This window comes from Clostridium estertheticum (assembly GCF_011065935.2).
GTDB classification, from domain to species: Bacteria; Bacillota; Clostridia; order Clostridiales; family Clostridiaceae; genus Clostridium_AD; species Clostridium_AD estertheticum_A.
In genome coordinates this window covers 2,734,414-2,760,478 of record NZ_JAAMNH020000001.1, presented here as the reverse complement: position 1 = coordinate 2,760,478, position 26,065 = coordinate 2,734,414, and the positions used below count along the sequence as shown (strand labels likewise).

24 protein-coding genes are annotated in these 26,065 nt (G+C 30.7%); 9 read left to right on the top strand and 15 right to left on the bottom strand.

The genetic code is table 11. From position 1 onward, the window contains the following. Window positions 1–3: 3 nt before the first annotated feature. Window positions 4–426: a DMT family transporter gene (locus tag G9F72_RS12955; RefSeq protein WP_164958721.1), complete on the bottom strand. Its 423-nt coding sequence runs from the start codon at window positions 424–426 to the stop codon at window positions 4–6. A 194-nt stretch (window positions 427–620) separates the two neighbouring features. Here G9F72_RS12955 and G9F72_RS12950 point away from each other — a divergent pair, with 194 nt between their 5' ends. Beyond that, complete coding sequence (locus G9F72_RS12950) at window positions 621–1,319, top strand: cyclic nucleotide-binding domain-containing protein (RefSeq protein WP_164958722.1); 699 nt, start codon at window positions 621–623, stop codon at window positions 1,317–1,319. A gap of 75 nt (window positions 1,320–1,394) precedes the next feature. Here G9F72_RS12950 and G9F72_RS12945 read toward each other — a convergent pair whose 3' ends face one another. Next, the gene (locus tag G9F72_RS12945) at window positions 1,395–1,721 is read right to left on the bottom strand and encodes a hypothetical protein (RefSeq protein ID WP_164958723.1); all 327 of its coding nucleotides are present in this window, start codon (window positions 1,719–1,721) and stop codon (window positions 1,395–1,397) included. A 400-nt stretch (window positions 1,722–2,121) separates the two neighbouring features. Here G9F72_RS12945 and G9F72_RS12940 point away from each other — a divergent pair, with 400 nt between their 5' ends. After that, a complete protein-coding gene (locus tag G9F72_RS12940; RefSeq protein WP_164958724.1) occupies window positions 2,122–2,751 on the top strand; it encodes a DUF975 family protein in 630 nt (209 codons plus the stop codon). Window positions 2,752–2,874: 123 nt separating this feature from the next. Here G9F72_RS12940 and G9F72_RS12935 read toward each other — a convergent pair whose 3' ends face one another. After that, a complete protein-coding gene (locus G9F72_RS12935; protein ID WP_164958725.1) occupies window positions 2,875–3,567 on the bottom strand; it encodes an RDD family protein in 693 nt (230 codons plus the stop codon). A gap of 93 nt (window positions 3,568–3,660) precedes the next feature. On the opposite strand from G9F72_RS12935, the gene G9F72_RS12930 reads away from it, so the two are divergent. Further along, the gene (locus tag G9F72_RS12930; RefSeq protein WP_164958726.1) at window positions 3,661–4,608 is read left to right on the top strand and encodes a stage II sporulation protein M; all 948 of its coding nucleotides are present in this window, start codon (window positions 3,661–3,663) and stop codon (window positions 4,606–4,608) included. Window positions 4,609–4,650: 42 nt separating this feature from the next. Here the strand turns inward: G9F72_RS12930 and G9F72_RS12925 are convergent, their stop codons facing one another. From G9F72_RS12925 to G9F72_RS12895, 7 genes are all read right to left on the bottom strand, one after another. Beyond that, window positions 4,651–5,964, bottom strand: coding sequence for a DUF58 domain-containing protein (locus G9F72_RS12925; RefSeq protein WP_164958727.1), 1,314 nt, complete (start codon window positions 5,962–5,964; stop codon window positions 4,651–4,653). Between the two features lie 44 nt (window positions 5,965–6,008). Next, entirely contained in the window at window positions 6,009–6,974 is a 966-nt protein-coding gene (locus G9F72_RS12920; RefSeq protein WP_164958728.1) for an AAA family ATPase, read from the bottom strand. Further along, a complete protein-coding gene (locus G9F72_RS12915) occupies window positions 6,935–7,945 on the bottom strand; it encodes a DUF4350 domain-containing protein (protein ID WP_164958729.1) in 1,011 nt (336 codons plus the stop codon). Before G9F72_RS12915 ends, G9F72_RS12920 begins: the two co-directional genes overlap by 40 nt. Then, window positions 7,926–8,600 carry a hypothetical protein gene (locus G9F72_RS12910; protein WP_164958730.1) on the bottom strand — a complete coding sequence of 225 codons (675 nt, stop codon included), beginning with the start codon at window positions 8,598–8,600 and terminating at the stop codon, window positions 7,926–7,928. The genes G9F72_RS12915 and G9F72_RS12910 overlap by 20 nt, the downstream gene beginning before the upstream one ends. After that, on the bottom strand, window positions 8,569–9,558 hold the full coding sequence (locus tag G9F72_RS12905; RefSeq protein ID WP_164958731.1) for a hypothetical protein: 990 nt from the start codon (window positions 9,556–9,558) through the stop codon (window positions 8,569–8,571). The genes G9F72_RS12910 and G9F72_RS12905 overlap by 32 nt, the downstream gene beginning before the upstream one ends. 242 nt (window positions 9,559–9,800) lie before the next feature. Then, entirely contained in the window at window positions 9,801–10,592 is a 792-nt protein-coding gene (locus G9F72_RS12900) for a methyl-accepting chemotaxis protein (RefSeq protein ID WP_164958732.1), read from the bottom strand. A 238-nt stretch (window positions 10,593–10,830) separates the two neighbouring features. Next, window positions 10,831–12,276 carry a DEAD/DEAH box helicase gene (locus tag G9F72_RS12895; protein ID WP_164958733.1) on the bottom strand — a complete coding sequence of 482 codons (1,446 nt, stop codon included), beginning with the start codon at window positions 12,274–12,276 and terminating at the stop codon, window positions 10,831–10,833. A gap of 139 nt (window positions 12,277–12,415) precedes the next feature. On the opposite strand from G9F72_RS12895, the gene G9F72_RS12890 reads away from it, so the two are divergent. Beyond that, window positions 12,416–12,571 carry a hypothetical protein gene (locus tag G9F72_RS12890; RefSeq protein WP_224676114.1) on the top strand — a complete coding sequence of 52 codons (156 nt, stop codon included), beginning with the start codon at window positions 12,416–12,418 and terminating at the stop codon, window positions 12,569–12,571. Between the two features lie 54 nt (window positions 12,572–12,625). Continuing rightward, on the top strand, window positions 12,626–13,201 hold the full coding sequence (locus G9F72_RS12885) for a DNA-3-methyladenine glycosylase I (protein WP_164958734.1): 576 nt from the start codon (window positions 12,626–12,628) through the stop codon (window positions 13,199–13,201). 109 nt (window positions 13,202–13,310) lie between these two features. On the opposite strand, the gene G9F72_RS12880 is transcribed toward G9F72_RS12885, so the two are convergent. After that, a complete protein-coding gene (locus G9F72_RS12880; RefSeq protein ID WP_164958735.1) occupies window positions 13,311–14,465 on the bottom strand; it encodes a glycerate kinase in 1,155 nt (384 codons plus the stop codon). Between the two features lie 223 nt (window positions 14,466–14,688). On the opposite strand from G9F72_RS12880, the gene G9F72_RS12875 reads away from it, so the two are divergent. The 3 genes from G9F72_RS12875 to G9F72_RS12865 all read left to right on the top strand — a co-directional run bounded on the left by G9F72_RS12875 (window position 14,689) and on the right by G9F72_RS12865 (window position 17,532). Further along, window positions 14,689–15,150, top strand: a complete 462-nt coding sequence (locus G9F72_RS12875) for a DUF4342 domain-containing protein (RefSeq protein ID WP_164958736.1) — start codon at window positions 14,689–14,691, stop codon at window positions 15,148–15,150. Between the two features lie 224 nt (window positions 15,151–15,374). Next, window positions 15,375–16,058, top strand: coding sequence for a response regulator transcription factor (locus tag G9F72_RS12870; protein WP_164958737.1), 684 nt, complete (start codon window positions 15,375–15,377; stop codon window positions 16,056–16,058). Then, window positions 16,051–17,532, top strand: a complete 1,482-nt coding sequence (locus tag G9F72_RS12865) for a sensor histidine kinase (protein WP_224676113.1) — start codon at window positions 16,051–16,053, stop codon at window positions 17,530–17,532. The genes G9F72_RS12870 and G9F72_RS12865 overlap by 8 nt, the downstream gene beginning before the upstream one ends. A 140-nt stretch (window positions 17,533–17,672) precedes the next feature. On the opposite strand, the gene adhE is transcribed toward G9F72_RS12865, so the two are convergent. Then, the gene (adhE, locus tag G9F72_RS12860; RefSeq protein WP_164958738.1) at window positions 17,673–20,255 is read right to left on the bottom strand and encodes a bifunctional acetaldehyde-CoA/alcohol dehydrogenase; all 2,583 of its coding nucleotides are present in this window, start codon (window positions 20,253–20,255) and stop codon (window positions 17,673–17,675) included. A 449-nt stretch (window positions 20,256–20,704) separates the two neighbouring features. Further along, the gene (locus G9F72_RS12855; RefSeq protein ID WP_164958739.1) at window positions 20,705–20,926 is read right to left on the bottom strand and encodes a YdbC family protein; all 222 of its coding nucleotides are present in this window, start codon (window positions 20,924–20,926) and stop codon (window positions 20,705–20,707) included. Between the two features lie 709 nt (window positions 20,927–21,635). Here G9F72_RS12855 and uvsE point away from each other — a divergent pair. Then, the gene (uvsE, locus tag G9F72_RS12850) at window positions 21,636–22,598 is read left to right on the top strand and encodes a UV DNA damage repair endonuclease UvsE (RefSeq protein ID WP_164958740.1); all 963 of its coding nucleotides are present in this window, start codon (window positions 21,636–21,638) and stop codon (window positions 22,596–22,598) included. A gap of 145 nt (window positions 22,599–22,743) precedes the next feature. On the opposite strand, the gene G9F72_RS12845 is transcribed toward uvsE, so the two are convergent. After that, entirely contained in the window at window positions 22,744–23,169 is a 426-nt protein-coding gene (locus G9F72_RS12845; protein ID WP_224676112.1) for a hypothetical protein, read from the bottom strand. A gap of 120 nt (window positions 23,170–23,289) precedes the next feature. Then, the gene (locus G9F72_RS12840) at window positions 23,290–26,028 is read right to left on the bottom strand and encodes a GH36-type glycosyl hydrolase domain-containing protein (protein WP_164958741.1); all 2,739 of its coding nucleotides are present in this window, start codon (window positions 26,026–26,028) and stop codon (window positions 23,290–23,292) included. Window positions 26,029–26,065 lie beyond the last annotated feature (37 nt).

Sequence of the window (26,065 nt, the reverse complement as noted above, 5' to 3'; positions counted from 1 at the left end):
TTTCTAATATCTTATCATTGTAATTAGCCCAGATAATATTATAAAAAATCCAATAATCTTTTTCTTATTAAACTTATAAATATTGAGGCCAAATAGGCCATAATGATCTATAAAACAAGCTAAAACTAATTGTCCAAAAATTCCAAGGGATAGTGTTAAAGAAGCTCCAAGAGAATTAAAACATAAATTATTTAAAAAAACTACAAAAACTCCTATTAACCCCCCACTAAATAAGTAAATAGGAATGTCTTTTTTAAACTTGAGTTTCTCCTTTTTTAACAATAAAATAATAATTAAAACAATAAGTCCCACTACATGAATTATTAATATTGATTTATATTGATCTGTATAATTTGCTAAAACTCCATTAAAAGTAACCATTATAGCAATTAATATTCCTATTAATACCGCAGATGCTTTATACATTTAAGTTCCTCCATTCTTTGATTGTTCATCATATCTCTTAGATAAGACTAACATAAAAGCTTGTTCATCTATATGACACATGTCATATTTTCATCAAATTTATTATACAAAACTAAAATAAACAATTATAATAAGACATAAGGCAATAATAAATATCCTTTATCTTCAAAGAGAACTACAAGGAGGCAGCTTATATGAAACGTATTTATAATCAAACTAAATTAGAGCATTACATAGAAAAATATAGTATTGAAGATTTCTTTGGAGTAGATATGAAAAAATATATGGAATTACATATTTTCGAAAAAGGAAGTCACCTTGTAAAAACTAATGAACCCATAGATTATTTTTACTTTTTTGTTGAAGGTAAGGTAAAGGTATACACTGTTCTGAAAAACGGCAAATCTCTACTTTTTAGATTATATAAACCTATGATTATAATAGGTGATGTAGAATTTATTGATTGTGATACAGCTAATTCAAACATTGAAGCAATAAATGAATGCTTGTGCATTGGAATATCTATGAGCAATATAAGAAGATATGCTGTTAACGATTCTACTTTTCTAAAGTGTATGTGTGCAAGCCTTGGCAAGAAATTTATTAGCTCATCTATTGCCTCATCAATAAATATCCTTTATCCACTAGAAAATAGGTTGTCAAGTTATCTACTTGCTATAACACCTGAAAATAGTCAACATTCAAATTTAGATGGTGGAATTATTACAGATAAGTTTACAGAAATGGCAGATTTGCTTGGAACAAGCTATAGACATTTGATTAGAACCATAAATAAATTATGCCAGGAAAACATAATAAAAAAAGAAAAAAATTCTATTGTCATCCTAAATATAAAGGCCTTGGAAGCTCTTGCAGGAGATTTGTATGAATAAAGGGCATGCATTGTTATAAGCTCATCCCCTTATAACAATACATACCCTTTTTCTTATTATTCCCAAATAGCGATGCTATTTCATACCATTCATTTTACCCTTTAGCGCCTTAACTCTCCCATTTACATAATTAACAAGCTCATTTTTATTCTCTTTTATTTCGTTTGGAGCGCTAGTAACCATGCTAATTATATCTAATTTGTTACCTTTTATTTCTTTGGCAACTTCATAAGCTAAATATTTATTTTTCATCTTCCAATAGGTTATGTTAAATTGATCTGCTTGGCGTTTATTGTAATGCCCCTTTTCAATGCCAAACTGAAATAAATCTGCTGCTGATTCTAATTCCTCTAAATCTTGAACCTCTAAAGTCTCATTAACTAAATCTTGAAATGTTTTCATTTTAGCTCTCCTTTTTAACAGGTAATATTATGGTTTGATTATATTATCCTTGTTATACTTAATATCACCTAGTTGTTTGTTTTAAGAAAGTTACTCTTTACTAATCTTTCTCACAACTTTTATATTTTAACACATATTAAAGAATATTTGAATTATGTTTATAAACAAATTTTATAATTTCCTAATTAATAAAATATATTCAAGTGTACCATTATTTTAGACATAGAATAATTCATAGTTTATTAGGTTATATGGATTTCATATGGTACAATAAATTGTTAAAGCATTATTTATTGTAAATTTTTATGCATTTTTATTTTTTATTTTTTTAACACAGTCTTAAGTACTTATTAGAAGAATATACAATAAGTAACTGCACACTATTTTAAGGGGGAAACATATGCAATTCGAAAATGTATCTATCAAAACAAATTCTGAGCTTAGACGCTCTACAAGAGAACAACTTAAGGGAAACTGGGGTACCGCTATTTTATTATGCCTAATATTCTCTATAATATGTGGCTCGCCTGGTCTTATCTTTTCTAAATTTAATCCTTACGCTGGCCAGATTTTTGGTATAATAATAGGTGGCCCACTAGCATTAGGTCTTAACACATGTTTTTTAAAGCTTGTTAGACATGAATCTTTTATGTTTGAAAATTTATTTGACGGTTTCAAAAACTTTTCATCTTCTGTGATTGCGCAATTATTAATAACAATATTTGTTTTACTTTGGTCATTACTTCTTTTAATACCAGGAATAATAGCAGCTTATAGATATTCCATGGTATTTTATGTATTAAGTGACAACCCACAAATAGGCGCAATGGAAGCTTTAAACAAAAGCAAAGAAATGATGCTAGGCTTTAAATGGAAGTTATTTTGCCTACATTTAACTTTTATAGGTTGGGCATTACTTGGAATACTAACACTTGGAATAGGTTATTTGTGGTTAACACCATATATCTACGGTGCTACTGCAAACTTCTATGAAAATTTAAAAACTACTCAGCAAAAGGCAATGTATTAACAATTTATCTAACACAATCATAAATTTATACTTTCCTACACAATAAAAAAAAAGACTTAATGCAGATTAATATTTTATACTAATCCGCATTAAGTCTCTTTTTGTATATTATCTTTGAAAGTTTTACAATCCATCAATAAAAGCATCCCACTCATTTGAATTTACTTGGGGCTCAAATTTTTTCCTGAAATATGTCTTTAGTTGTTCTTTCAAATAATCACAATCTTCCATACTACTTTTACGCGCAGCATAATCCCTTAAGATTTCATATTCTTCCGCGGACATTAGATACCTGTAGTTCTCATTAATTCCCCTTAGACCTTCTAATGTAATTGGGCGAGCTTTATTTTCTTCTGAAACTACAATAGTTGATGCAACAAAGTCTCCTAATCGCTTATGCTGCTTTGTGAAAAATATTAATACCACACCTACCCCAAAAATATCGAGAAACACTCTAAATAAATTTCTTAGTGCAGAGTGTTTGAGTGTTATAGGTTGGCCATTATTTCTGATGGTTCTTATTTTAAAAACTTTTTTACCTAGTGTCATGCCATTCATGCTTAGCTCCATTGCTATAAAATACCCATAGCTTATTAGTGCGAAAACTAGTAGTGTTCCACCTATAATCCAGCCATAATATTCTTCCCAAAAATTCGGAGAAAAGTAGCCTATGAGTAGTAGTGCAATTCCCAGTATCAAAAGCATTAAGCCCTGAACTACCATATCAATAAGTGCGGCGCCTGTTCGTGAACCTAGCCCCGCTAGCGTATATTCAACTTCTATGTTTTCTGGAGTTGTAATTTTAATTATTTCCATAGTACCCTCCAATTCTTTCTTTTAAAATACCTTTTTCAAAAAAATATCTACAATATTTACAATATATGATAAAATAAGTATGAGGTGAAAATATTGAAAGAAGAACAATTCATAAAATTAAATTCTGATACTTGGAGAGAACTTGAAACACTCTCCACAATAATAAATAAAAAGGGTCTTAAAATTCTACCCTCTAAAGATGTAAAAAAATTTCTAAGTATTTTTAGGAAAAGTAGTCATCATTTAGCTTATGCTAGAACTCATTACCCGAGTAGCAGTGTGGTGTCATATTTAAATTCACTTATTAATAAATGCCACAGCCATGTTTATGCAGTAAAAAAAATATCCCCAGGGATTTTATTAAAATACATTGCTCGAGATTTTCCAAGGCTTTTAAAGGAGTATAGATGGTTTATAATATGTTCCTTTTCTTTTTTTGCTGTTGGTGTTCTACTCAGTATGCTATTAGTTATAGTGAACGTTGATAATGCTAGTATATTTCTTCCTGAAAATCTAATTGCTACTATAAAAAGTGGCAAATCCGGTGGTGGCCAGTGGAACTATCCCTTAATGTCAAGTTATATTATGGTAAATAACATTTCAGTTTCCTTAAAAGCTTTTGTTATGGGTATAACTCTTGGAATAGGAACAATCTATGTTCTGTTTTCTAACGGTGCATTACTTGGAGCTCTAACAGCCTTAGTTTATACTTATGGTAATCCTATGAACTATTGGTCTCTTATTCTTCCTCATGGAATAATTGAGCTCACTGCTATTTTTATTTCAGGTGCTGCAGGGCTTATTATTGCTAAAAGCATATTACTTCCTGGCGAATATTCTAGAAGACATTCACTTATAAAAGGTGCAAAAGAATCTATTTCTCTAATAATTGGTATAATCTTTATGCTTATAATTGCAGGAATTATAGAAGGTTTCTTTACTCCTCTGAAAATTTCCGAAGTATCAAAACTAATTTTTGCAGCTATAACAGGTGTAATATTAACATTATATTTTTCTATTCCCTACTTAATAAAAAAATAATAACTAGAGAAGTTTATCCTAAGGACGAGCTTCTCCATTTTTTTATAAATAAGTGCGGTTTTTAACTTGAATATATTTATTTACCACTGTGTATTCTAGTTTTTCCGGTGCACATTCAATGCAAAGAATTCCTTTTTTATTCAAAAGGTTTATTATCTTGCGTCTTTCTTCAATAATTTCTAGCGCAACACCTTTATTAAATAAATCCTCTTTGTTTTTTATTTTTAAAGAACTTATTAATTCTATGCTTTCATTTTTTATAAGAATAATAACAACTAGATTATTCTTTGAAATAGTTGGTAGAACTTTAAGTATACTTTCAGTTTCCTCTACTGTATTAAAGTCTGTAAAAAAGAATACAATGCTTCTATGACGCTCCTTTTTTTTTAAATAGTAAAAAGCTTCATCATAGTTAGAAGTTTGATTAGTATTATCAATGTGGTAAAGAGCCTCCATGATTTTGCCTCTATGTCCCGGTCCTTTTCCAGGCATTATCATATTGTCTACTTTGGTATTAAATACCATGAGTCCTGACTTATCACCATTTTGATTCACTATATCTGAAAGTACTAGGGCTGTATTAACAACTAAATCAAGCTTTCTAAAACCTCTAACGCTATAACTCATAGCTCGCCCAGTATCTATTAAAATATGAACGTGCTGATCTTTTTCAGGTTCATATTGATTTAATATTGGTTTATCCCCTCTAGCAGTTGCCTTCCAGTTAATTTTTCTATACTCATCCCCTGCTACATATTCTCTTAAACTTTCAAAGGATGTACCTTTTCCGATGGTTTTTAGTGTTTTTTGACCCTGTTTAAAGGATCGATTATTACACATGTTAAGCCTGTATTTGCGAAGGTTTTCCATGTTTGGGTAAACCTTATAATCACGAGGAATCTCTACTTTAAATATCTTTGTGCAAAGCTTCAATCTTCCTTCACATTTAACATGAACATTTTCAAAAGTAAAGGCTCCACGCTTAGTAGGATATACCATGTATTTAAAATCATCCTTTTCCCTAGGCATAACCCTACCTTTCATTGTAGTAGTTTTAGTCTCAAAATGAAAATCTGGAATTTCATCCTTAATCTCCAAATAAAGCATATAATTACTCTTATTAAAAACTTGAATACTTATAATTCCACTTTCATATATTGACAACTTATCATCACCATTACGCAAAAGAGTTATATCCCTTTCATCTATGGAAATAAAGTAATCAATTATTAGCAGTGCAACACATATCAGATTATAAATTATAAGCATTGTAAAGGAATTATTTAAAAACAGTGCTAATATAAGAAGCACAATACCACCACATAACAAAATTACAAATCGCTTAGTAATACCCAATGCTATCCCCCACTCTCTATCTAGGTACTCTTTACCTAAGCTCTCTACCTGGGTACTTTTACTTTAGAAAGTATATCTATAAGTACCTCTTTTGGCATAATACCTTCAAGCTCTAATTCTGGCTTTAAGGTTATACGGTGCCTTAGTGTTGGTATTGCCATTTTTTTTATATCCTCAGGAATTACGTAGTCACGGCCACAAATAGCAGCACAAGCTTTAGAACACTGAAGTAGTGCAATACTTCCTCTAGGAGAACTTCCGATTTCAATAATAGGATTATTTCTAGTTTCATAGACTATATTCACTATGTATTCCATAAGAGCTTCATCTACCTTAACCTTTTGGATTTCTTCTTTGCATTTTAAGATATCTCCTGCAGTGCAAACCCTTTGTAAATCACACTTATCTAAATCTATACTTGAAAATCCTTCATTGTGACGCCTTAAAATTTCTTTTTCTGCAACAGTTGAGGGATAATCAATTATGATTTTCATCATAAACCTATCTACAAGTGCTTCTGGCAGTGAATAAGTGCCTTCATATTCTAGTGGATTTTGCGTTGCAAATATCATAAAAGGCGCATTTAGAGTAAACATCTCTCCATCAATAGAAACAGTACTCTCAGACATTGCTTCAAGCAGTCCTGCCTGTGTTTTCGGAGGAGTACGATTAATTTCGTCTGCTAAAATAAAGTTTGTAAAAATAGGACCTTTTTTAAGTTCAAATTCTCTTGTTTGCATGTTAAATACCTTTGTACCTGTTACGTCTGATGGCATTAAATCTGGTGTAAACTGAATCCTCTTAAAATCCACTGACAGGGTCTTAGATAGTGCTCTCGCCATCAAAGTCTTAGCAACACCAGGAAATCCTTCTAGAAGTACATGGCCCCCAGAAAATAAGCTTATTAATGAGTATTCTATAAGTTCATCCTGCTCTACTATAACTTTCTTTAACTCTAAATTTATTTTTTCTACAAGTTTTCGTGTAGTGTCTTTTTCAAGGTTTTCCAATTCGTATCGCTCCTTTTATCCAAAATATTATTAAGATGTTCTATCATAGTTACTATTTTAATATATTCTTTTTGCCTTGGCTTTGTTTTTTTATATTTCATAAATTCATAAACACTTCTAGCTTGATTTAGTGATGGTATTTTCTCTTTTTCCCAATACTCTAACCACTCTTCACTATTACCTACAAATCCTTTTAAAAAATTTTTATAATAGTTATCCACCATTAAATCATAACATTTAGCCTGTCTGTATAAAGAAGCGGCTGAATACAAGTACTCGTTCTCACTTCGCTCTACTTCCTCATATAGAGGTAGTTTTTTTCCAAAACCTTTACTCTTATAATAAAAGAATGCTGCTAAAGATATAATCATTTGATAAATTATATATTTTATTTCTATAGGTGTAATATCCCACAGTGATTTTGTACTAGTTGATAAAAATAAATAAGATTCGTTAAAATATATTTTTTCATAGGGTAAATTACTAATTTCTTTAAGTAGTTCGTAGGCGTAATCGGTATCTTTAATAAGCGTCTTATTTGTCATAAAATCGGCATCAGCGTTTATTATTCTACCCTTAAGATATGTATATTGTTTTATATTGTTTTTTGTCTCCACCGGTGCTCCGTATCCAATGTTTTGATCACTCTCTGTTGTAAGATAAACCAGTGTTCCACCATTTTCTAACCATTGTTTTACCTCCTGGTTATTTATATTAAAATTCCCTCCAGGTGGCATTATCTGTACACTATTATTTGGGTACTCATTCACAGGCACTAACGCTTTTTCTACTGGATAATTAAGTTGCTTTAATGCTTCATAAAACACACTGTATCCCATTTTAGATTTATTTACTACAGAATATGCGGGATTGCTTTTTTCCATTCTATTAGAGATATAAAAGGCTAAAAAAAGAAATACAGGCACAACTAAAACAAATAATATTAAGTCTTTATTTGTTTTTTTCTTCATACGCTATCACCTCATTCCAAATCAGATTAATGCTTTTCAAAGCCTTATCATAGGTTTCCCTATTATAAACCTTATGCCCATACCAGGATGAATTAAAGTCATTTATTATATATTCAAATATTGAAAATATAGTAAATTTATTTTTCTTTAAATACTGGTAGATTTCTTCATTGGTTTTGGTTTCATCAAGATATATAATATTCTTTTCATGCATGAGCAGCAAAATAGCAATAAAATCATATCTAATGGCTTCTCTAAAATCTCCCTTTTCTCCAAAGACCTTTGCTGTACTTCTTAAACTACTTGGAGTTGTTTTGTTACTGATTTTTTCTCCTAAAATTTCTTTAATTCTTGATTTTCTTTCAAAGGTTTTGCACACTTTTACAATTATTATCACAACTATTACAAAAATCAGTAATAATCCAATAATTATTAGTATATTGGCTAAATTATTTGATACAGAATCTGGAGATGGTATGTTTGAAATAGTTTTTTTAATTATTTTCACTATCCACTGACTTATACTCTCCTTAATTTTGGTAATAAAATCTAATAAGTTATTTTTTAAATGTTTATATTCAGAGCCCTGAAGTATCTTATTAATGGTTGTATCAAACTCTTTGTTAGATGGAGTTATTATACTGAGTACTTTCACACAACTGCTCCTTTTCTTCACACTTTTGTATTTTATTAAGCCTTAGTGTAATATCATATCCTTCTTTTTTAAATCTCTGGTTGTAATACAAGTAGGTTAACATAATTGTACCTAATGGAGATATAACTAGCCATGATAAAATGCTAATAGGCCATGAGGAGTAATTATAAGCCATAGTAGCAAAGGAAAGAAGGTCTTGTTGAATATTTAAGAACTTTAAAATCATAAAAACTACGCTAGCCACTACTCCAAAAAAACTTTGAAGGGAATATACAATTGCATATACACTTAAGTTGAATAATATAATACATCCGAATATTTTAAAGTAATCTCCTTTTACAAGATTATAACTACGTTTTAATGCAGCAAACACCCCTTTATTTTCTATTGCAACTGCATGAAATGAAAAAGAAAATATAGTGATATAAGCTAGAACAGATAAAATTAGAAGTATTGCAAATATAATCATCAGAATTATTGTACTTATTTCATAGTTGTCATACATTCCAAACCATAGCAATGGTTGTTGAAATCCATTATAAAATACGTAGCCTATAGCAGCAAAAACACCAAAAATAGGAAGGAATAATATCATTTCCATTAATAAAACTCCTAAAACCACAAAAAAATTTTTAAATGAGACTCCTATAGCTTGACTTGCATAAATTCTGCCCTCCAAGAATTCTTGACTGGATATTTTAATTAGTCCTATTTTGAAACTCATTACAAAAGTAAAAATGCCTATACCTAGTATGAAAGAAAATATTCCCAATACTACATGGTTTAATTTAAGTCCTAGAGCTATTACCATTAGAATTGCTCCTACAATAATGGCCCCAATGATTCCAATAAAACACAGAGCCCCATAAGCAAGATTAAAAGTAACTATCGTTTTTATGTATCTTTTTAAAGTTTCTATTGATTTATCCATTATTTCGGTAAGACTCATTATGCCCATGACACATCTCCTTTTGAAAATATTGGAATTTAATATGCAAGAATAATAATTTCTAATGTTAGAAATATTTTTCTACAAATTTGATAAACTAGAAATATTAGCCTCTAAATCATAAAATAAAAACCAAGTTAAATTTTCGTATATCTAACTTGGTTTGACTTATTATTAAATGAACAGCCGTATACTATTGGAAAAATAATCAACCACTCTTTGATATTTAGTTAAATCATTGGTTTATATTATTACGCAGTTTCATCTACTAATTTATTTACAGCAATATTAGCTTTTTTTGATGCATTTATTTGAATATCTGATTGCTTATCAATATTGTTAATTTCATTATTAATATTTGTTATTTCCTTTGATAATTTTGTTAATATAAGGTTTATTTCTTTTGCAAATTCTCCGCTATTGTTTGCTAATTTTTGAACTTCCATAGCAACCACAGAGAAACCTTTACCATGCTCTCCTGCTCTTGCTGACTCAATAGATGCGTTTATACCTAGAATCTTTGTTTGCTTGGATATATCATTAAAATACTTAATAATCTTATCACTTTCTGCTATATGTTGTTTAGATAAATTTATTGAATTCATTAAATTAGCACTAACATCGTGAATATTATTTACGGAGGAAGAAATATCATTTAATTCACTTTGAATTATTTCTGAAGTACCTTTAATAATGTTTATGTCTTTGTTTATTTTTTCAGCTCGCTGTGCATCTTTTTTTACTAGCATACTAAACAAAAGCGCTGATTTTGAATCAATTATAGTACATTTATTTTCAAACTTTTCTTTTAAAATATTCCTTAAGTTCTCATTCCCTGTAACTTCAATAATAATATCTGTTTTGTTTACATTAATATCTTCTACATTTTGTGAAAAAGCAATTTTCAAAGTTTTAGCGAGTTCCATGCCTGGAGCATTTAAATTTTTGTCAATAATCATTTCAATTTTTATATCTTCTAAATGAATTAGTGAACTTAATATTTCACACCCACCTGTTCCTGCGCCAACGATAACAATATTCAAGCGAACCCCTCTTTTCTTAACGAATTATTACAAAATAACATGAAAAAACTTTGGATAACTTTAGTAAAATCTTATATTATTGTAACATGTAAACATTTTATTCTCAATATAAACCAGATTAAATTTTTTAATAATTATTAGTTATTTTTCTTCAATAGCTAATAAAAGATGAGGTAGATAATCTGATTATCCGCCTCATCCTTTATTACATGTATCCACTATAGGTACATAATAATTACTATTTATTTGCTTTTTCTACCCTAATAGCTTTTCCCTTTATTGTTGATGTTTTAAGGGTTTCTAATACCAATTTGCCTTTTCCGCCCATAATATCTACATGAGAGAAATTATCTTGAATGTCTATAATGCCTATATCCTCAGAACTAACCCCTTCAATATTGCATATGGTTCCTACAATATCTACAGTCCTTATTTTTTTCTTTTTACCTGCGCTGAGATATAATTTCATTATATCACTACTAAAATTAGAGGCTTTAGTCTTTTTAAGAATAGGCTTAGTATCGTGCTTTTCGTAAAAGGCCTGCCTGTAAGGCTCTGATTCTTCTTTTGATGGAACTGCCGCTTTAGGTATCTCCATACCAATATACTCTTCTATGGCATGCAGAAATTTATTTTCATAATGTGTGGCAAAGGTTATAGCTTTTCCTTTTTTTCCTGCACGCCCTGTTCTACCTATTCTATGTACGTAATTACCTTTTTCTAGTGGTAAATCATAATTTATAATATGAGTTATGCTTTCAACATCAATTCCTCTAGCAGCAACGTCTGTAGCCACTAAAAATCTAAATTCACCTTTTTTAAATCTTTCCATGGCATCTAATCTATCATTTTGAAGCATGCCTCCATGTATCTTAATACATGAATAATAACGATTTTTCATTTGAGCAGTTATTGCATCAACATTTTCTTTTGTTCTACAAAATACTATGCAAGAATCTGGACTCTCAATATAAAGTATTCTCTTAAGGGCACTAAATTTCTTATCTTCCTCTACTTCATAGCAAACTTGATCAATTTTATCCACGGTTAAATTCTCAGGGTTTATTTCTATTTTAACGGGACTCACCATGTATTTAACACAAATTGCTTCAATAGATTCTGGTATTGTGGCTGAGAATAACATAGTAACCCTATTTTTAGGAACAGCCTTAATAACCTCTTCTACTTGTTCTATAAATCCCATGCTAAGCATTTCATCTGCTTCATCTAATATTAAATATTTTACTTTAGCTAAATTAATAGTACCTCTTTCAATATGATCTAAGGTTCTTCCAGGGGTACCTACTACTACGTGTACTCTTTGCTTTAACTGTTTAACTTGCATTGCTATAGGTTGTTTACCAAAAACAGCTATAGCTCTAATTTTTTTATACCTACCGATTTGTGTTATATCCTGACTTACTTGAAGCGCTAGTTCTCTAGTAGGGGTTAATACAAGTGCTTGAGGCTCTGTTTCCTCTATGTCTGCACTTTCACAAAGTGGTATAGCAAAAGCTGCTGTTTTTCCACTACCTGTTTGTGATTTTACTATAATATCCTTACCTTTTAGCGCTATAGGTATTACTGCAGCTTGAACCTCTGAAGGGTTTTTATATCCTAAATTAACAATTGCTTTTAATATTTCTTCACTAATATTAAATTCCTCAAATTTTATGTTACTCATTTTAACTTCCTCTCTTGTTTCATATATAATTTTTAAGCATAACTTAAATATATTTTTAACTCATAAGTAGATATTATACCATATTTAGACACATAATTCCTATTGCAAATTTTAACAATTAACAAATTTATTTATTTGTATGTGCCTATTATTACTTGTAGCGGTTTTGCTTGGAGCACTAATTTTAAAGGAGCCTATTTCCATAGGTGTAGTATTATCTACTGTAGTCATTTTAGGAGGTGTTATTTTAGTACAAACCTCAAAGATTAAAACTGGAGATGAAATATTGAAATAATTATGATATATATGATAAAGTTAGATTAATAACTTTTGAAAGAGGTGTAGCAAATTGATTAGATGCGATTGGTGTGGAAATGATCCACTATATATGAAATATCATGATGAGGAATGGGGGGTACCCGTCCACGAAGATAGAAAGCATTTTGAGTTTCTAATTCTTGAATCTGCTCAAGCGGGACTCAGCTGGATTACCATACTTAGAAAAAGAGAAAACTATAGAAAAGCCTATGATGATTTTGATTTTAATAAAGTAGCACAATACGATGATGAAAAAGTAATTGAGCTTATTCAAAATGAAGGCATTATTAGGAATAAACTTAAAATAGCAGCTTCCATAAATAATGCTGTGATGTTTATTAAAATTCAAGAGGAATTTGGTAGTTTTGATAATTACATATGGGCTTTTGTAGACAATAAACCTCTAATAAACCAATGGGACAGTATTGCAAATGTTCCCGCAACCTCTGATTTATCAGATAAGGTTAGCAAGGATTTAAAAAAGCGTGGTTTTAAGTTCTTAGGTTCAACCATAACATATGCTCATCTTCAAGCTACAGGCATAATAAATGACCATATTGCAAGCTGCTTTAGATACAGTGGAGATTTGACAGTTAAGAGTGAATAATTGTGAATTTTTCATTTAACAAAAAATAGTAAAATAGTTCTTAATAAGATACTAAATCATATTAAGAACTATTTTCTTTTATTTCTATTAGTTAGAGTAAAAATAAGCCCTATTTGTCCTTTGACCTTTGTGAATTGCAAAGCAAGATAATTCTTGCTATATTTTCACAAGTTCTTTCAATATTTTCTGGACCTTTTTTAAGTGCTTTTTCAATTGTATCAGCTTCTGATAATATGCCTATTATTGAATTTATTCCATGCTCATATAAATCCACTATTCCATCACCTATACGTCCTGCAAATGCTATAACAGGTATATTATATTCTTTGGCTATTAAAGCCACTCCAAGAGGTGTTTTTCCATAAAGTGTTTGCGCATCAATGCTTCCCTCTCCAGTAAACACATAATCTGCATATAGCATTTTCTCTTTAAGTTTAGTATGCTCCGTAACTAATTCTATTCCCCTTTTAAGTTCTGCGCTGAAGAAAGCTAGCAGTCCTGCACCTAGCCCACCCGCTGCTCCTGCTCCGGGAATACCCTCAATATCCATTCCTAACTGCTTTTTTATAGTTTTTGCATAATGACTTAAATTTTCATCTAAAATTTTCACAATATCGTCAGTGGCGCCCTTTTGCGGTCCAAAAACATGTGACGCACCATTTTTTCCTGTTAAGGGATTATTAACATCACAAGCTACTTCAATCTTAATACCTTTTAGTCTTTTATCTAGTCCCTCTAAATCTATCTTATGAAGAAGATTTAAATATCCACCTCCTAAATTAATTTCTTCATTATCCAGGGTTAAAAGCTTTCCACCAAGTGCTTGTATCATTCCTGCTCCTCCATCATTTGTAGCACTACCACCTATTCCTATAATCAAATGATTAACTCCCTTATCCAGAGCGGCTTTAATTAATTCTCCTGTACCATAAGTTGTAGTTAAAAGAGGATTTCTTTTTTCTCTAGGCACAAGGTGTAACCCACTAGCGCTAGCCATCTCAATTACTGCTGTTTTTTTATCCCCAAGTACTCCAAATGTAGCTTCAACTTCATCACCAAGAGGTCCTTTAACTAGCACTTTATATAGTTCGCCTTCAGTTGCATCTACAAGAGACTGAACTGTCCCTTCTCCACCATCAGCCATGGGAACCTTAACGCATTCTGCATATGGAATAACCTTTTTAATTCCTCTTTCCATAGCGTCTGCTGCTTCTTTTGCTGTCATACTTTCCTTAAAGGAATCAGGAGCTAATAAAAATTTCATGTTTATCTATCCTTTCCAAAGTAAGTCTATAATTTACACATTGAAATATATTCTATTATTAATTCTCACTCTAAATATATCACTTTTATTAATATCACGGAAAGATATTTCTAATGCAATTCTAATCTCCTACTAATAATGCTTTAATCCGTGCATTATATAATAAAAACATAGAAAGCAAATAATTCTTATACAACCCAAATAAAAATTAGGAGGAATTTAAATGTCAATAAATTTAGAGCAAATTGATGAGTTAAGAAAAAGAGCTAATGTAAGTTATGAGGATGCTAAAAACGCCTTAGAGCAAAATGCAGGAAACCTTATAGAGGCAATAGTATATCTTGAAAAACAAAACAAGATTAAGCCAGAAGAGACTCCTTCCAGTGAAAGCAAATTCTTTAAGAGTGTAAAGAAGCTTATTAAAAAAGGCAACGAAACAAAATTAATAGTTAAAAAGGATGATAATGTTGTATTAAATATTTCTGTAACCCTAGGTATTATAATAAGTATAGTGGCTACTCCATTAGCAATTGCAGCAATAATATATGCTTTGGTAACTAACCATAAAATAAGAATTCAAAAGAAAAATAGTGAAAACTTAGAAATAAATAAAGTTTTTGATAAGATGTCCGTTGCTATCAATAAAGTAACTACAAAAATTACAGAAGAAATGAAAACTGAATAATGCCCTAGTAACCTACATTTTATCAATGTAGGTTGTTCTTTTATAACAGTAAAATTTAAATAAAAATATAAAATCGAATGTCTGCAATTATATACAAAATAATATATAATAAAACTATGGTAATTAACTCAACTTTCGCACATAATCGTTCTATATTACTGCATAGAGAAATTAAGTGCGATAGTTGGGGGGTAATATAATATATTTTGGGGGTTAATGTATATATGAGTGGACAAAAAATTTTAATAATTGAGGATGAAATAAAAATAGCAAGATTTCTTGAGCTAGAATTAGCCTATGAGGGCTATACCGTTTATCAATGTCATGACGGACGAGAGGGCTTAGATAAAGCTATTAACGAAATTTTTGATATAATAATTCTTGATATTATGCTACCTTCACTAAACGGCCTAGAAGTATTAAGAAGACTAAGGCTAGTGTCTGCGGTTCCCGTTATAATGCTTACTGCAAAAGATGAGATAATGGATAAAGTTATGGGCCTTGACATAGGAGCCGATGACTATATGACTAAGCCTTTTGCTATTGAAGAATTACTAGCAAGAATAAGAACAGCATTAAAAAAAGCACCAGTTTTTAAAGGAATCACTAATATATTATCTATTGGGGAATTGTCCTTAGACTTAGATGGACATATGGTTACATTTAGAAGCAACTCCATAGACCTAACTAAAACGGAATTTGATTTACTTAAATACCTAATTGAAAATAAAAATATTGTACTTACAAGAAATAAAATTATAGATATAGTATGGGGCTATGAATATATGGGTGATACTAATGTAGTGGATGTGTACATTAGATATTTAAGAAGTAAAATAGATGATAGATTCAACAAGAAATTTATTTATACAGTACGAGGGGTGGGGTATCTTTTAAAAGATGAATAATTTAAAATTTATCTTTAAGTTTATGTTACAATACTTGCGATTTCTATTCAAGGCAATAAAAATAATACTAATTTTTATACCAAAGTTATTAAAGAAACTAACTTACGAAATTCATAAAGGGTTAAGATTTTCAATTAGTTTTAAAATGACCGCAGTATACACTCTTATTTTTTCTATTACACTACTTCTGTTAAGTGTAGGTTTAATTATAGGCTTTAGGTTATTTCAACTAAACGAAGTTCAGGGTGAGCTTACTAAATATAGTTCAGTGGCTATTAATTATGCTAAATTAGACAGTGATATTCAGAAATTTAATGTGGATATTTTTTCTAATATAGAATATGTAACCTTTAGTGTTTTTGATAAAAGTGAAAATCTTGTTTATTCTACCCAAAAAGATAAAACAAAGGTATCTTTTAATAAAGATACCTCAACTTACCCTGTTATTAATGAAATAAACCAACAAATTGTTTTTGTTACTACTAAACTGACCCAAAATAATAAAACCTTTTTCCTTCAATTTTCTAAAAGCCTTAAAAAAGAAAATGAATATTGGGGCATTTTTTCTCTAATTATTTTTCTAGTAAACATATTCTCTTTAATTGTTACATTAGGTGTTGGATCTAAAGCCAGTAAAAAAATGCTTCTGCCTATAAAAGACATGACAAAAATCACAAAAGCCATTTCAATTAATGCCTTAGATACTAGATTAAATGTTAGTATTTCCCATGATGAACTAAAAGATTTAGCTGAAACTATTAATAAAATGCTGGATGGTATTCAAACTTCCTATGAACAGCAAAACCAATTTGTATCAGATGCTTCTCATGAGCTTCGAACGCCAATCTCTGTTATTCAGGGCTATGCGAACATGCTATACCGCTGGGGAAAAGATGATAAAGAAGTGCTAGAGGAGTCTATAACCGCTATCAAGGGTGAAGCTGAGGATATGCAACTGTTAGTAGAAAAGCTTTTATTCCTTGCTAGAAGTGATAAAAATACTCAAAAAATAGAAAAAGAGTATTTTTATATTAATGAATTGATAGATGAAATCATAAAAGAAACGAAATTAATTGATATTCTCCATGAAATAAAATCTGATGTGAATGAACAAGCTTCTATTTATGCAGATAAAAAACTACTTAAGCAGGCATTAAGGGTTTTTATAGATAATAGCATAAAGTATACTCCAAAGGGTGGAACTATTGTGTTAAATAGCTATATTAAAAAGAAGATTCTATTGATCGAAATTATAGATACAGGAATAGGTATCCCTAAAGAAGATCTTCCCTTTATTTTCAATAGGTTTTATAGATGTGACAAGTCAAGAACAAAAGAAAGTGGTGGAACAGGACTTGGTTTATCTATAGCAAAATGGATTATTGGCAAGAATAATGGCTCCATTGTAGTAGAAAGCAGACCTGAAATGGGAACAAAGATAACCATTGGGCTTCCAATGAAAAACAAATTATAAATTTGTTATAGAATAATATAAGAAAAAGTATTGTATAATTTAAAAAGCAGCAATGCATTTTCATGCACTGCTGCTTTTTTTGTATATAAGTTGAATAAACTTCTTAAGATTGACTTTTAAAGTTTATCAAATTAGTAAATTTATTTTTCAAAGACATTTATATACATTTGCTTAAGTTCACTAATCAATGGATATCTTGGATTAGCTCCTGTACATTGGTCATCAAAAGCTTGCTCACTCATATGATCTAAGGTAGCATAGAATTTTTCTTTAGAAACGCCTGCTTCACTTATTGTCATAGGGATGTTAATTTTAGCTTTTAATTCATCAATAGCTTTAATTAATAATTCTATTTTTTCATCTTCTGTGTTTCCACCTAGTTGTAAATAGTCAGCCATTCTTGCATATCTCCACTTAGCATTTGGGTATTTATATTGTGGGAAGGCTGCTTGTTTTCTTGGGTTATCTACAGCGTTGAATCTTATAACTTCATTGATTAGTAATGCATTAGCAACACCGTGTGGTACATGATGCTCTGAACCTAATTTATGTGCCATGGAATGACATACTCCTAGGAAAGCATTTGCAAAAGCCATACCAGCCATTGTTGATGCACTAGCCATTTTTTCTCTTGCTTTTATATTAGTTGTACCCTCATTATAAGCTTGTGGTAAATACTTGAATATTAATCTCATTGCTTCTAAAGCCATTCCATTAGTATATTCCGATGCAAGTACTGATACATAGGCTTCTATAGCATGAGTTAATGCATCTATACCAGAAGCTGCCGTGAGTCCCTTTGGCATATTCATCATAAGTTCTGCATCTACTATGGCCATATTTGGAGTTAACTCATAATCAGCTAATGGATATTTAACTCCTGTTTTCTCATCGGTAATTACTGCAAATGGAGTAACCTCTGAACCTGTTCCTGCTGAAGTTGGTATTGAAACCATCATAGCTTTTTCACCCATTTTAGGGAAAGGATATACTCTCTTTCTGATATCCATAAATCTCATAGCTAAATCTTCGAATCTTACTTCAGGATGCTCATACATTACCCACATGATTTTAGCTGCATCCATCGGTGAGCCACCACCAAGTGCTATTATTGTATCTGGCTTAAATATTTCCATTTCTTTAGCACCTTTTTTTGCTATAGCAAGAGTTGGGTCCGGTTCTACATCATAGAATATTTTAAATTCTACTCCAGTTTCTTCTAAAATGCTTGTAACTTTGTCAACGTATCCTAGGTCATAAAGAACCTTGTCAGTTACTATAAATGCTTTTTTCTTGTTCATGTCCTTTAATTCTTTTAATGCTACTCCAAGACTACCATATTTAAAATAAACTTTTTCTGGAACTCTAAACCAAAGCATGTTTTCTCTCCTCTCAGCTACACTCTTCACATTTAATAAATGTTTAACTCCCACGTTTTCTGATACGGAGTTTCCACCCCATGATCCACAACCCAGGGTTAATGAAGGAGCTAGCTTAAAGTTGTATAGATCACCTATAGCGCCTTGAGCCGCCGGCATGTTTACTATAACCCTTCCTGTTTTCATGGTTGCACCAAACTTAGCTATTCTATCTGCAGACTTAGTTCTGTGAGTGTATAATGATGATGTATGTCCAAAGCCTCCAAGTTCAACAAGTCTTTCTGCTTTTGTTAGTGCTTCATCAAAAGTTTTAACCTTATACATAGCAAGCACTGGAGATAATTTTTCGTGTGAAAATGCTTCTTCAAGTTCTACAGATTCAACTTCTCCTATAATTACCTTTGTTTCTTCAGGAACTTTCACTCCTGCCATTTCTGCTATCTTAAATGCAGATTGACCTACTATATTTGCATTTAATGATCCGTTAGTTAATATTATTTTTCTTACTTTGTCTACTTCCGCTTTTTTAAGGATATAAGCTCCTCTTTCAGAAAACTCTTTCCTAACTTCATCATATATTTCTTCCATAACTAATACTGATTGTTCTGAAGCACATATTACCCCATTATCAAAGCTCTTAGAAAGTAAAATCGAGTTTACAGACATTTTAATTTCAGCTGTTTCATCAATAATTGCTGGTGTATTTCCTGCGCCAACTCCGATAGCTGGTTTTCCTGAAGAATAAGCAGCTTTAACCATTCCCGGGCCACCTGTTGCAAGTATTATATCTGATTCTCTCATAACTACTTGTGATAGTTCTACTGAGGGCTCATCTATCCACGCTATTATTCCTTTTGGAGCGCCCGCTTTAACTGCTGCATCCAGTATTATTTTAGCTGCTGCAATAGTGGACTTTTTACTTCTTGGATGTGGGGAGAAAATGATACCATTTCTAGTTTTTAACGATATAAGAGCTTTAAATATTGCTGTAGATGTTGGATTTGTAGTTGGCACAATGGCAGCTACAACTCCTATTGGTTCTGCGATTTTTGTAATACCAAAAGATTTATCTACATCTATAACTCCACAAGTTTTTTCATCTTTATATTGATTATATATATATTCTGAAGCAAAATGGTTTTTTATAACCTTGTCTTCTACAATTCCCATACCTGTTTCTTCTACTGCCATCTTTGCTAAATCAATTCTTGAATTATTTGCAGCCATTGCTGCTTGTCTAAATATTTCATCTACCTGGTCTTGAGAATAAGTAGAAAACTCCTTTTGAGCACTTCTAACCTCTTTTATTCTAATCATTAATTCTTCTACGTTTGTTACTTTCATATGCTACACCTCTTTCATAATAATAGATTACATTAATGGTCAACTTTTATAATAATAATTTATTTGTTTATTGATTTGAAGTAATTTTTTATTTAATATTTCAGAGTAGTTTTTATTTTATATATTAGTTCCTTGTTGTGTGTTAATTATATCACAATGTTTTCATCTTTGTAAACACTTTTTTTATAATTTTCAACATATCTTATTATTCATTCACAATTACTAGATGCTTGCAAACCTTTACATATAGTCAATTACAGGTTTATTCGTGGTATTTTTTAATTCGCATTTTATCATTATTAAAATATGAGAAGTGTAAAAGTATGTTATTTTTTAAACAATATAGTTTTTCACATATATAATTAACAAATGAGGCCCTGCGATTTTCTATATAAAAAAACAAGGGATGGTAAAATTACCACACCTTGTTTTCATATACCTTATATTTGTTACAGGTTCATCTCATTAAGCAATCCTTTAAGCTTTATAAGTTCTTCTTTAGATAGTGTAATCCCTTTTCCCATTTTCTCATGTTCTGGGGACCAATCTCTAATATCGTACTTAGCTTCCTTATCATTCCAACTTATAAGATTTAATTCTTTTCTCCATATTTTACCATCTTCTGACAATTCTCCTAGTGTTTCTTTTATTTCATATTTAATATCTGCCATGTCTTTACCTCCATTAATAATTTTACCAACATTCTAATAATTTTAACTGTCCTCATTAATACTATATGATTTTAACAGAAAAATCTATAATTTAAATGTTTTATAGCAATAATGCCTTTGATATTTATATTTTTCATGTTTTTTTAGTGAATCTCATCAAAATATGCAAATATTTATTTGATTATTTGTATATTATTTTACACACACTATAGTTATGTGATATGATTAAACATAGGGTTTATTCTAACATCTATTCAAATATTATATTTATTTAATAAGATGTTTTTAACAAACATTTTAAATATTGTTATGGCTTTGATGATATGGAGCTTTATATGTAACACTTTTATTAGTATATTTTATACCCTGACTTAAAATATTTTGTACAATATTTTAAAGTTATCTTCATCATGGGTAGAATTGCAAAAAATATACTTATTCTAGGATATTATAATTTTCATACGATTGAGCAATAATTAAAATATATTAAAGAATATCCGTTAGTAGAAATGTTTTAACGACATTTCAGAAGGACATCCCCCTATATTCCACGAGTGAGAGATATACTCAACAAAGATAGAACTTCAGTTGGAGTATATCTCTCCTTCTGAAGTCGTTAATATTGCAGCTTAGAAAATGAAAACAGCTGCGCAAGTAATTATTTAATTTATATTCATTGGTATAACTAAATTATATGAGGAGTGATATTATGCAAATAAGATTAGGCTACGTAGCTACTGCTTTAAAAGCAGCAAAAATAACTTCTGCTAGCACAGTAACTTTTTCTACATATACTAAACAATCCACGGATAGAGATAAACTCGAAAAACTTCAAAAGGTAGCGGTATCAAACGTCAATGATTTATATAAAATTTTAGAATACACTGTAAAAAACAATGTTCACTTTTATAGAATAACTTCTGCACTAATACCTCTAGCTACTCATCCTGAAGTTACGGATTGGGAGTTCAGAAGAATTTTAAAAATGGATTTTGATTGGCTTGGAAATTATATAAACAATAATAATTTAAGAGTTGATATGCACCCTGATGAATCTAATGTTATAAATAGTTCTAAGGAAGAAGTAATAAAGGCTACTGAAAAAAATCTTATGTTCCATGCAAATTTTTTCCAGGACATTAATTATCCCTTAGGAAAAATGATATTGCACATCGGAGGTAAAGAAGGCGGGAAACTAGCTGCTACAGAAAGATTCTTTAAGAATTATAATAACTTACCAAAAGAAATAACAAAATTATTAGTATTTGAAAATGATGATAAAAGCTTTACTACAAAAGAAGTATTAAACATATGCAAAGAAATAAATGTGCCAATGGTACTTGATGTACATCATCATAACTGCAACAACGGTGGCGATGAACTAGAACCTATGTTAAAAGACATATTTTCCACTTGGGAAAACGAACTTCTACCAGTTAAAATACATTTTTCTACCCCTAAAACTGGAGAAAAAGATAAAAAGCATGCCGATAACATTGATCCAGCAACTTTCATCGAGTTTATTGAAAAGTGTATTCCACTAGGAGTTGATTTAGATATAATGCTAGAGGCAAAACAAGCTGATTTGGCATTATTCCAACTTGTAGATGATATAAAAGTTTTTAAACCTGAATGGACCTGGCTTGATACTAGTACTTTAGAATTTAAATAAAATTTTAAAATAAAGAAAAGACTCCAAGGATATAACTATTCTTGGAGTCTTTCTTTATGTTAAAATTTTAATACCTCAGTATTTAATTAATTAACGCTTGCTCTATTTTTAAAGGTTCATTTAACTCTTTATTGTAACAATATTTCTATTTTGCTTTCACATTACTTAGTTCTATTATTTTCCCCCTTTGTCCTAATGTTAACTGGGTTTCTGGTGAATTACTAAGTTCTGTATTTTGGTTTTCTATAATTAATACCACTGCATCCTCACTTAAGCTATGAGTGTGCCAAGTAGCTTTTTTTACATTATACATTTTTAAAGGCTGTAGTTCCTTGGCGTATACATTTTCTACCATATCGTCACCATCCCCTATATAAAGTATGAATTTACCTTTTAAAAGCACAAATACCTCATCTGTATCATTATGCTTTTGCATCTTAATAATGTTTTCTGGAAGCAATTCATCACAATATTTTAAGATGGCAACTCTCCAATTACCATAGTCAATCATAGGCATATAACCATCACCCCCATACTCTTTTATTTCTAAAAGGCTTTCGTTTATCTCCAAGGTAGCACCTCCAACTTATTATTCTTATATAAAAGAAATGTTGCCTCTTATAAAGAAGTAACAAAATCACTTATTAAATATTATTATATAGATATCACTTTTAACTCTGTGCAGTAATTGCTATAATAACTCAACTTTTAGCTGATGCGCTTTATCACTTTGTAAGGCTTCTATTAAAGTTCTACTTATTATAGCCTTACTCTCTTCATTTATATATTCTATGTTTTCACCATTAATTTTTACCTTACCAACTTTATATTCACCAAATTCCACATTATTAATGTTCTTATAACAAATATTTAAAGTTTTTCCAGCAAAAATCGTTGAAACATCTACTTCACCTGATTTGTCAAACTGCTCTCTCAATATTTTAGGCTGAATTACTAAGTCTCCCATGCTACCCTTCACTCCATATACCTCAGTAAGCAATGTTAAAAGCAACCAACTAGCTGAGCCCGTTAAATAATTGTACATACCTCTTCCCTTTTGGTTAATATATTCAGGTACTCCAGGATATATCCTACTTTTATCAAAATCTACACAATGCTTGTATATAGAATTTATAACCTCAAATCCACTCTTGACATATCCCCTTTTATAAAGGGCATTGCCGTACATAATTGACATATGACTAAACATTGCACCATTTTCTTTATGTCCATAGGCGAATCCAAAAAGTCTTCCCATATTTAACTTAACCTCATTAAAATTAGTATTAAGTCTATATCCTCCAACCTCTTCATCTCTTAAATATCTGTTGCTTGCTTCAATAATCTTATCTATCTGCTCATCTGTAGCCACATTACCCATAATAGTAAACACTTGACCAGTTAAAATCATCCTTACTCCTAGGTCATTGTCGCCCTCTACTCTATTACCATCATTGTCATAGTATCCATTAAACCATTCATAACCCTCTCTATTTTTTATTATTTCATTTTTTCTCACATGGTTTATTGTCCAATTCCCCTTTCTTCTAAGGTCACTTATAATATTATCTATATGGATTTTCATTTTTTCTCCTGAAATATTATTAATGCATTTATTATAATATTTGTTTAACAACTGGAGTTTTTGTGAAACGTCCCCATAATCAATTTCTTCACCTAGTGAATCAAAAAGCTCTACAATTTCAGAAGCTATCTCTATATAATTAACGGAGGCTTTATTTTTCAATGCTTGTAGTAAATTGCTAATCTCAATTAAATTACTTCCATAAAAAGCAGTAAAAGCAACACTTTCTCCTTTATCAGATGCCATATCTAATCCGTCATTCCAGTCTGCTCCCTCTAACTTAATATTGTTATGCATTCCTACATTAAAAAACGGGGTTAAATTTTCAATTAATATATGTTCTAAAATTGTACCTCTATAAATATCACCCTTAATATTCTTAAGTTTATTTCCATATTCATCCTTCCAATTTTTATCAATATCAGTGCATCTTTTAATTTGTTTATCCTTAAAATACACTTGCTCCTGAAGTAAAAATTCTATATCACCACTTTGCTCTATATACAGCTTTGTAGTTAGGAAAGGCCACGCTCCATGATCCATCCAGATTCTTGCAATATTATTTCTATCAGCAATAAATTCTCCAGGTTTAGCCCCAATAATAGTAGCATTACTACCATCTATTCTTACCCCTGCATAGTTGTTAAGTAAAACAGTCCTTACTCCTTCTGGTTCTATAATTAATAGTGCAAGACAATCCTGCCATAGATCTCGCCATCCTCTTCCCCCTCTTCCATAGTCATGGTGAGGTAAATATGAGCATCCATATATCCGTCGTAGGATAGGTTGAAGAGCAACCCATTTCATCCAGTTGTCAAAAATTTCATCTCCAGATTTGAAGGAAAGTTTATTTATTTTTTCTTGCCAATGTTTCTTATTTTCATCAAAAGCCAAATCAAAAGTAGATAATGCACAATATTTCTTTCTGTAATTTAGTGCCTCAACTTCATCTCCACTAATAGACATTGATATAATATATGTCTTTGACTGACCTTTTTGAAGTTTTATATTTTTAAATCGCAGACCACCTAAAGCCTCGTATCCCTCTAGGATTTCATTAGCCTTGTAATAATTCTCACTATTCCTCACAATAGCCTCAGGCCATTCTAAGTTGCCACCCTCACCAATATATCCTTCAACTTCCGGGAAATAACCTATAGGAGCATTTCCATTATCCTCTACTCCTTGTACGGAATACACAATATTGTTTATTTTGTGACCTCTTTCATCAAAGGATAAAGTTGGCTTTACCATAACGCCATAATCGCTAGTATAAGTTCTCTGTAATAGAGAAGTTACATGTCTATGATCCCTTATATTATCTGCTGAACGTCCAAATATAGGCATAGCCGCTGTAGGCGTAAACTCTATAGCTTTATCTTGAACATTTGTAACTGTGACTTTCATTAGCTCTACATTATCTAGCCCTTGTGGTACAAAGCTAGTTATGTCTGCTTTTATACCAATTTTTAAATTTTCTCTTATAACTCTATGCCATAGAAAGCCGGCTTCTACAATAACAGTTTCTTCACTTTCAGCCTGGAAGTGCTTTGATATCTGAGTTGGTGAACTGCCCATTAATGACCAAGGTCCATAGCCCTCTATAAATAGCCAAAAGTTTCTACCGGATCTTGAATTATGTAGGTCCTCCGATGAAACTGGAGCCATTAAAAAAGTGTTTTGATTTGTTTTAATATCTCCCTGCAATAGCGGAGTAATTGAGGACATCATTCCACCCTCATTAGTTAATGGAAAATACAAATAACTTGTATTATCTGCGTTCACTAATTTAAATTCTCCCTGTGCTGAAGTAAATTGCAAACCACTTCTATTGCTATTGCACATATCTATCCGCTCCTTCCTTAGATAATTCCCTCAGGTG

Excerpts from the sequence above, each read along its gene's own strand:
- G9F72_RS12955 (WP_164958721.1), bottom strand. The coding sequence starts at position 426 with ATGTATAAAGCATCTGCGGTATTAATAGGAATATTAATTGCTATAATG.
- G9F72_RS12950 (WP_164958722.1), top strand. The coding sequence starts at position 621 with ATGAAACGTATTTATAATCAAACTAAATTAGAGCATTACATAGAAAAA.
- G9F72_RS12945 (WP_164958723.1), bottom strand. The coding sequence starts at position 1,721 with ATGAAAACATTTCAAGATTTAGTTAATGAGACTTTAGAGGTTCAAGAT.
- G9F72_RS12940 (WP_164958724.1), top strand. The coding sequence starts at position 2,122 with ATGCAATTCGAAAATGTATCTATCAAAACAAATTCTGAGCTTAGACGC.
- G9F72_RS12935 (WP_164958725.1), bottom strand. The coding sequence starts at position 3,567 with ATGGAAATAATTAAAATTACAACTCCAGAAAACATAGAAGTTGAATAT.
- G9F72_RS12915 (WP_164958729.1), bottom strand. The coding sequence starts at position 7,945 with ATGAAGAAAAAAACAAATAAAGACTTAATATTATTTGTTTTAGTTGTG.
- G9F72_RS12905 (WP_164958731.1), bottom strand. The coding sequence starts at position 9,558 with ATGGGCATAATGAGTCTTACCGAAATAATGGATAAATCAATAGAAACT.
- G9F72_RS12895 (WP_164958733.1), bottom strand. The coding sequence starts at position 12,276 with ATGAGTAACATAAAATTTGAGGAATTTAATATTAGTGAAGAAATATTA.
- G9F72_RS12890 (WP_224676114.1), top strand. The coding sequence starts at position 12,416 with ATGTGCCTATTATTACTTGTAGCGGTTTTGCTTGGAGCACTAATTTTA.
- G9F72_RS12880 (WP_164958735.1), bottom strand. The coding sequence starts at position 14,465 with ATGAAATTTTTATTAGCTCCTGATTCCTTTAAGGAAAGTATGACAGCA.
- G9F72_RS12875 (WP_164958736.1), top strand. The coding sequence starts at position 14,689 with ATGTCAATAAATTTAGAGCAAATTGATGAGTTAAGAAAAAGAGCTAAT.
- G9F72_RS12870 (WP_164958737.1), top strand. The coding sequence starts at position 15,375 with ATGAGTGGACAAAAAATTTTAATAATTGAGGATGAAATAAAAATAGCA.
- G9F72_RS12865 (WP_224676113.1), top strand. The coding sequence starts at position 16,051 with ATGAATAATTTAAAATTTATCTTTAAGTTTATGTTACAATACTTGCGA.
- adhE (WP_164958738.1), bottom strand. The coding sequence starts at position 20,255 with ATGAAAGTAACAAACGTAGAAGAATTAATGATTAGAATAAAAGAGGTT.
- G9F72_RS12855 (WP_164958739.1), bottom strand. The coding sequence starts at position 20,926 with ATGGCAGATATTAAATATGAAATAAAAGAAACACTAGGAGAATTGTCA.
- uvsE (WP_164958740.1), top strand. The coding sequence starts at position 21,636 with ATGCAAATAAGATTAGGCTACGTAGCTACTGCTTTAAAAGCAGCAAAA.
- G9F72_RS12840 (WP_164958741.1), bottom strand. The coding sequence starts at position 26,028 with ATGTGCAATAGCAATAGAAGTGGTTTGCAATTTACTTCAGCACAGGGA.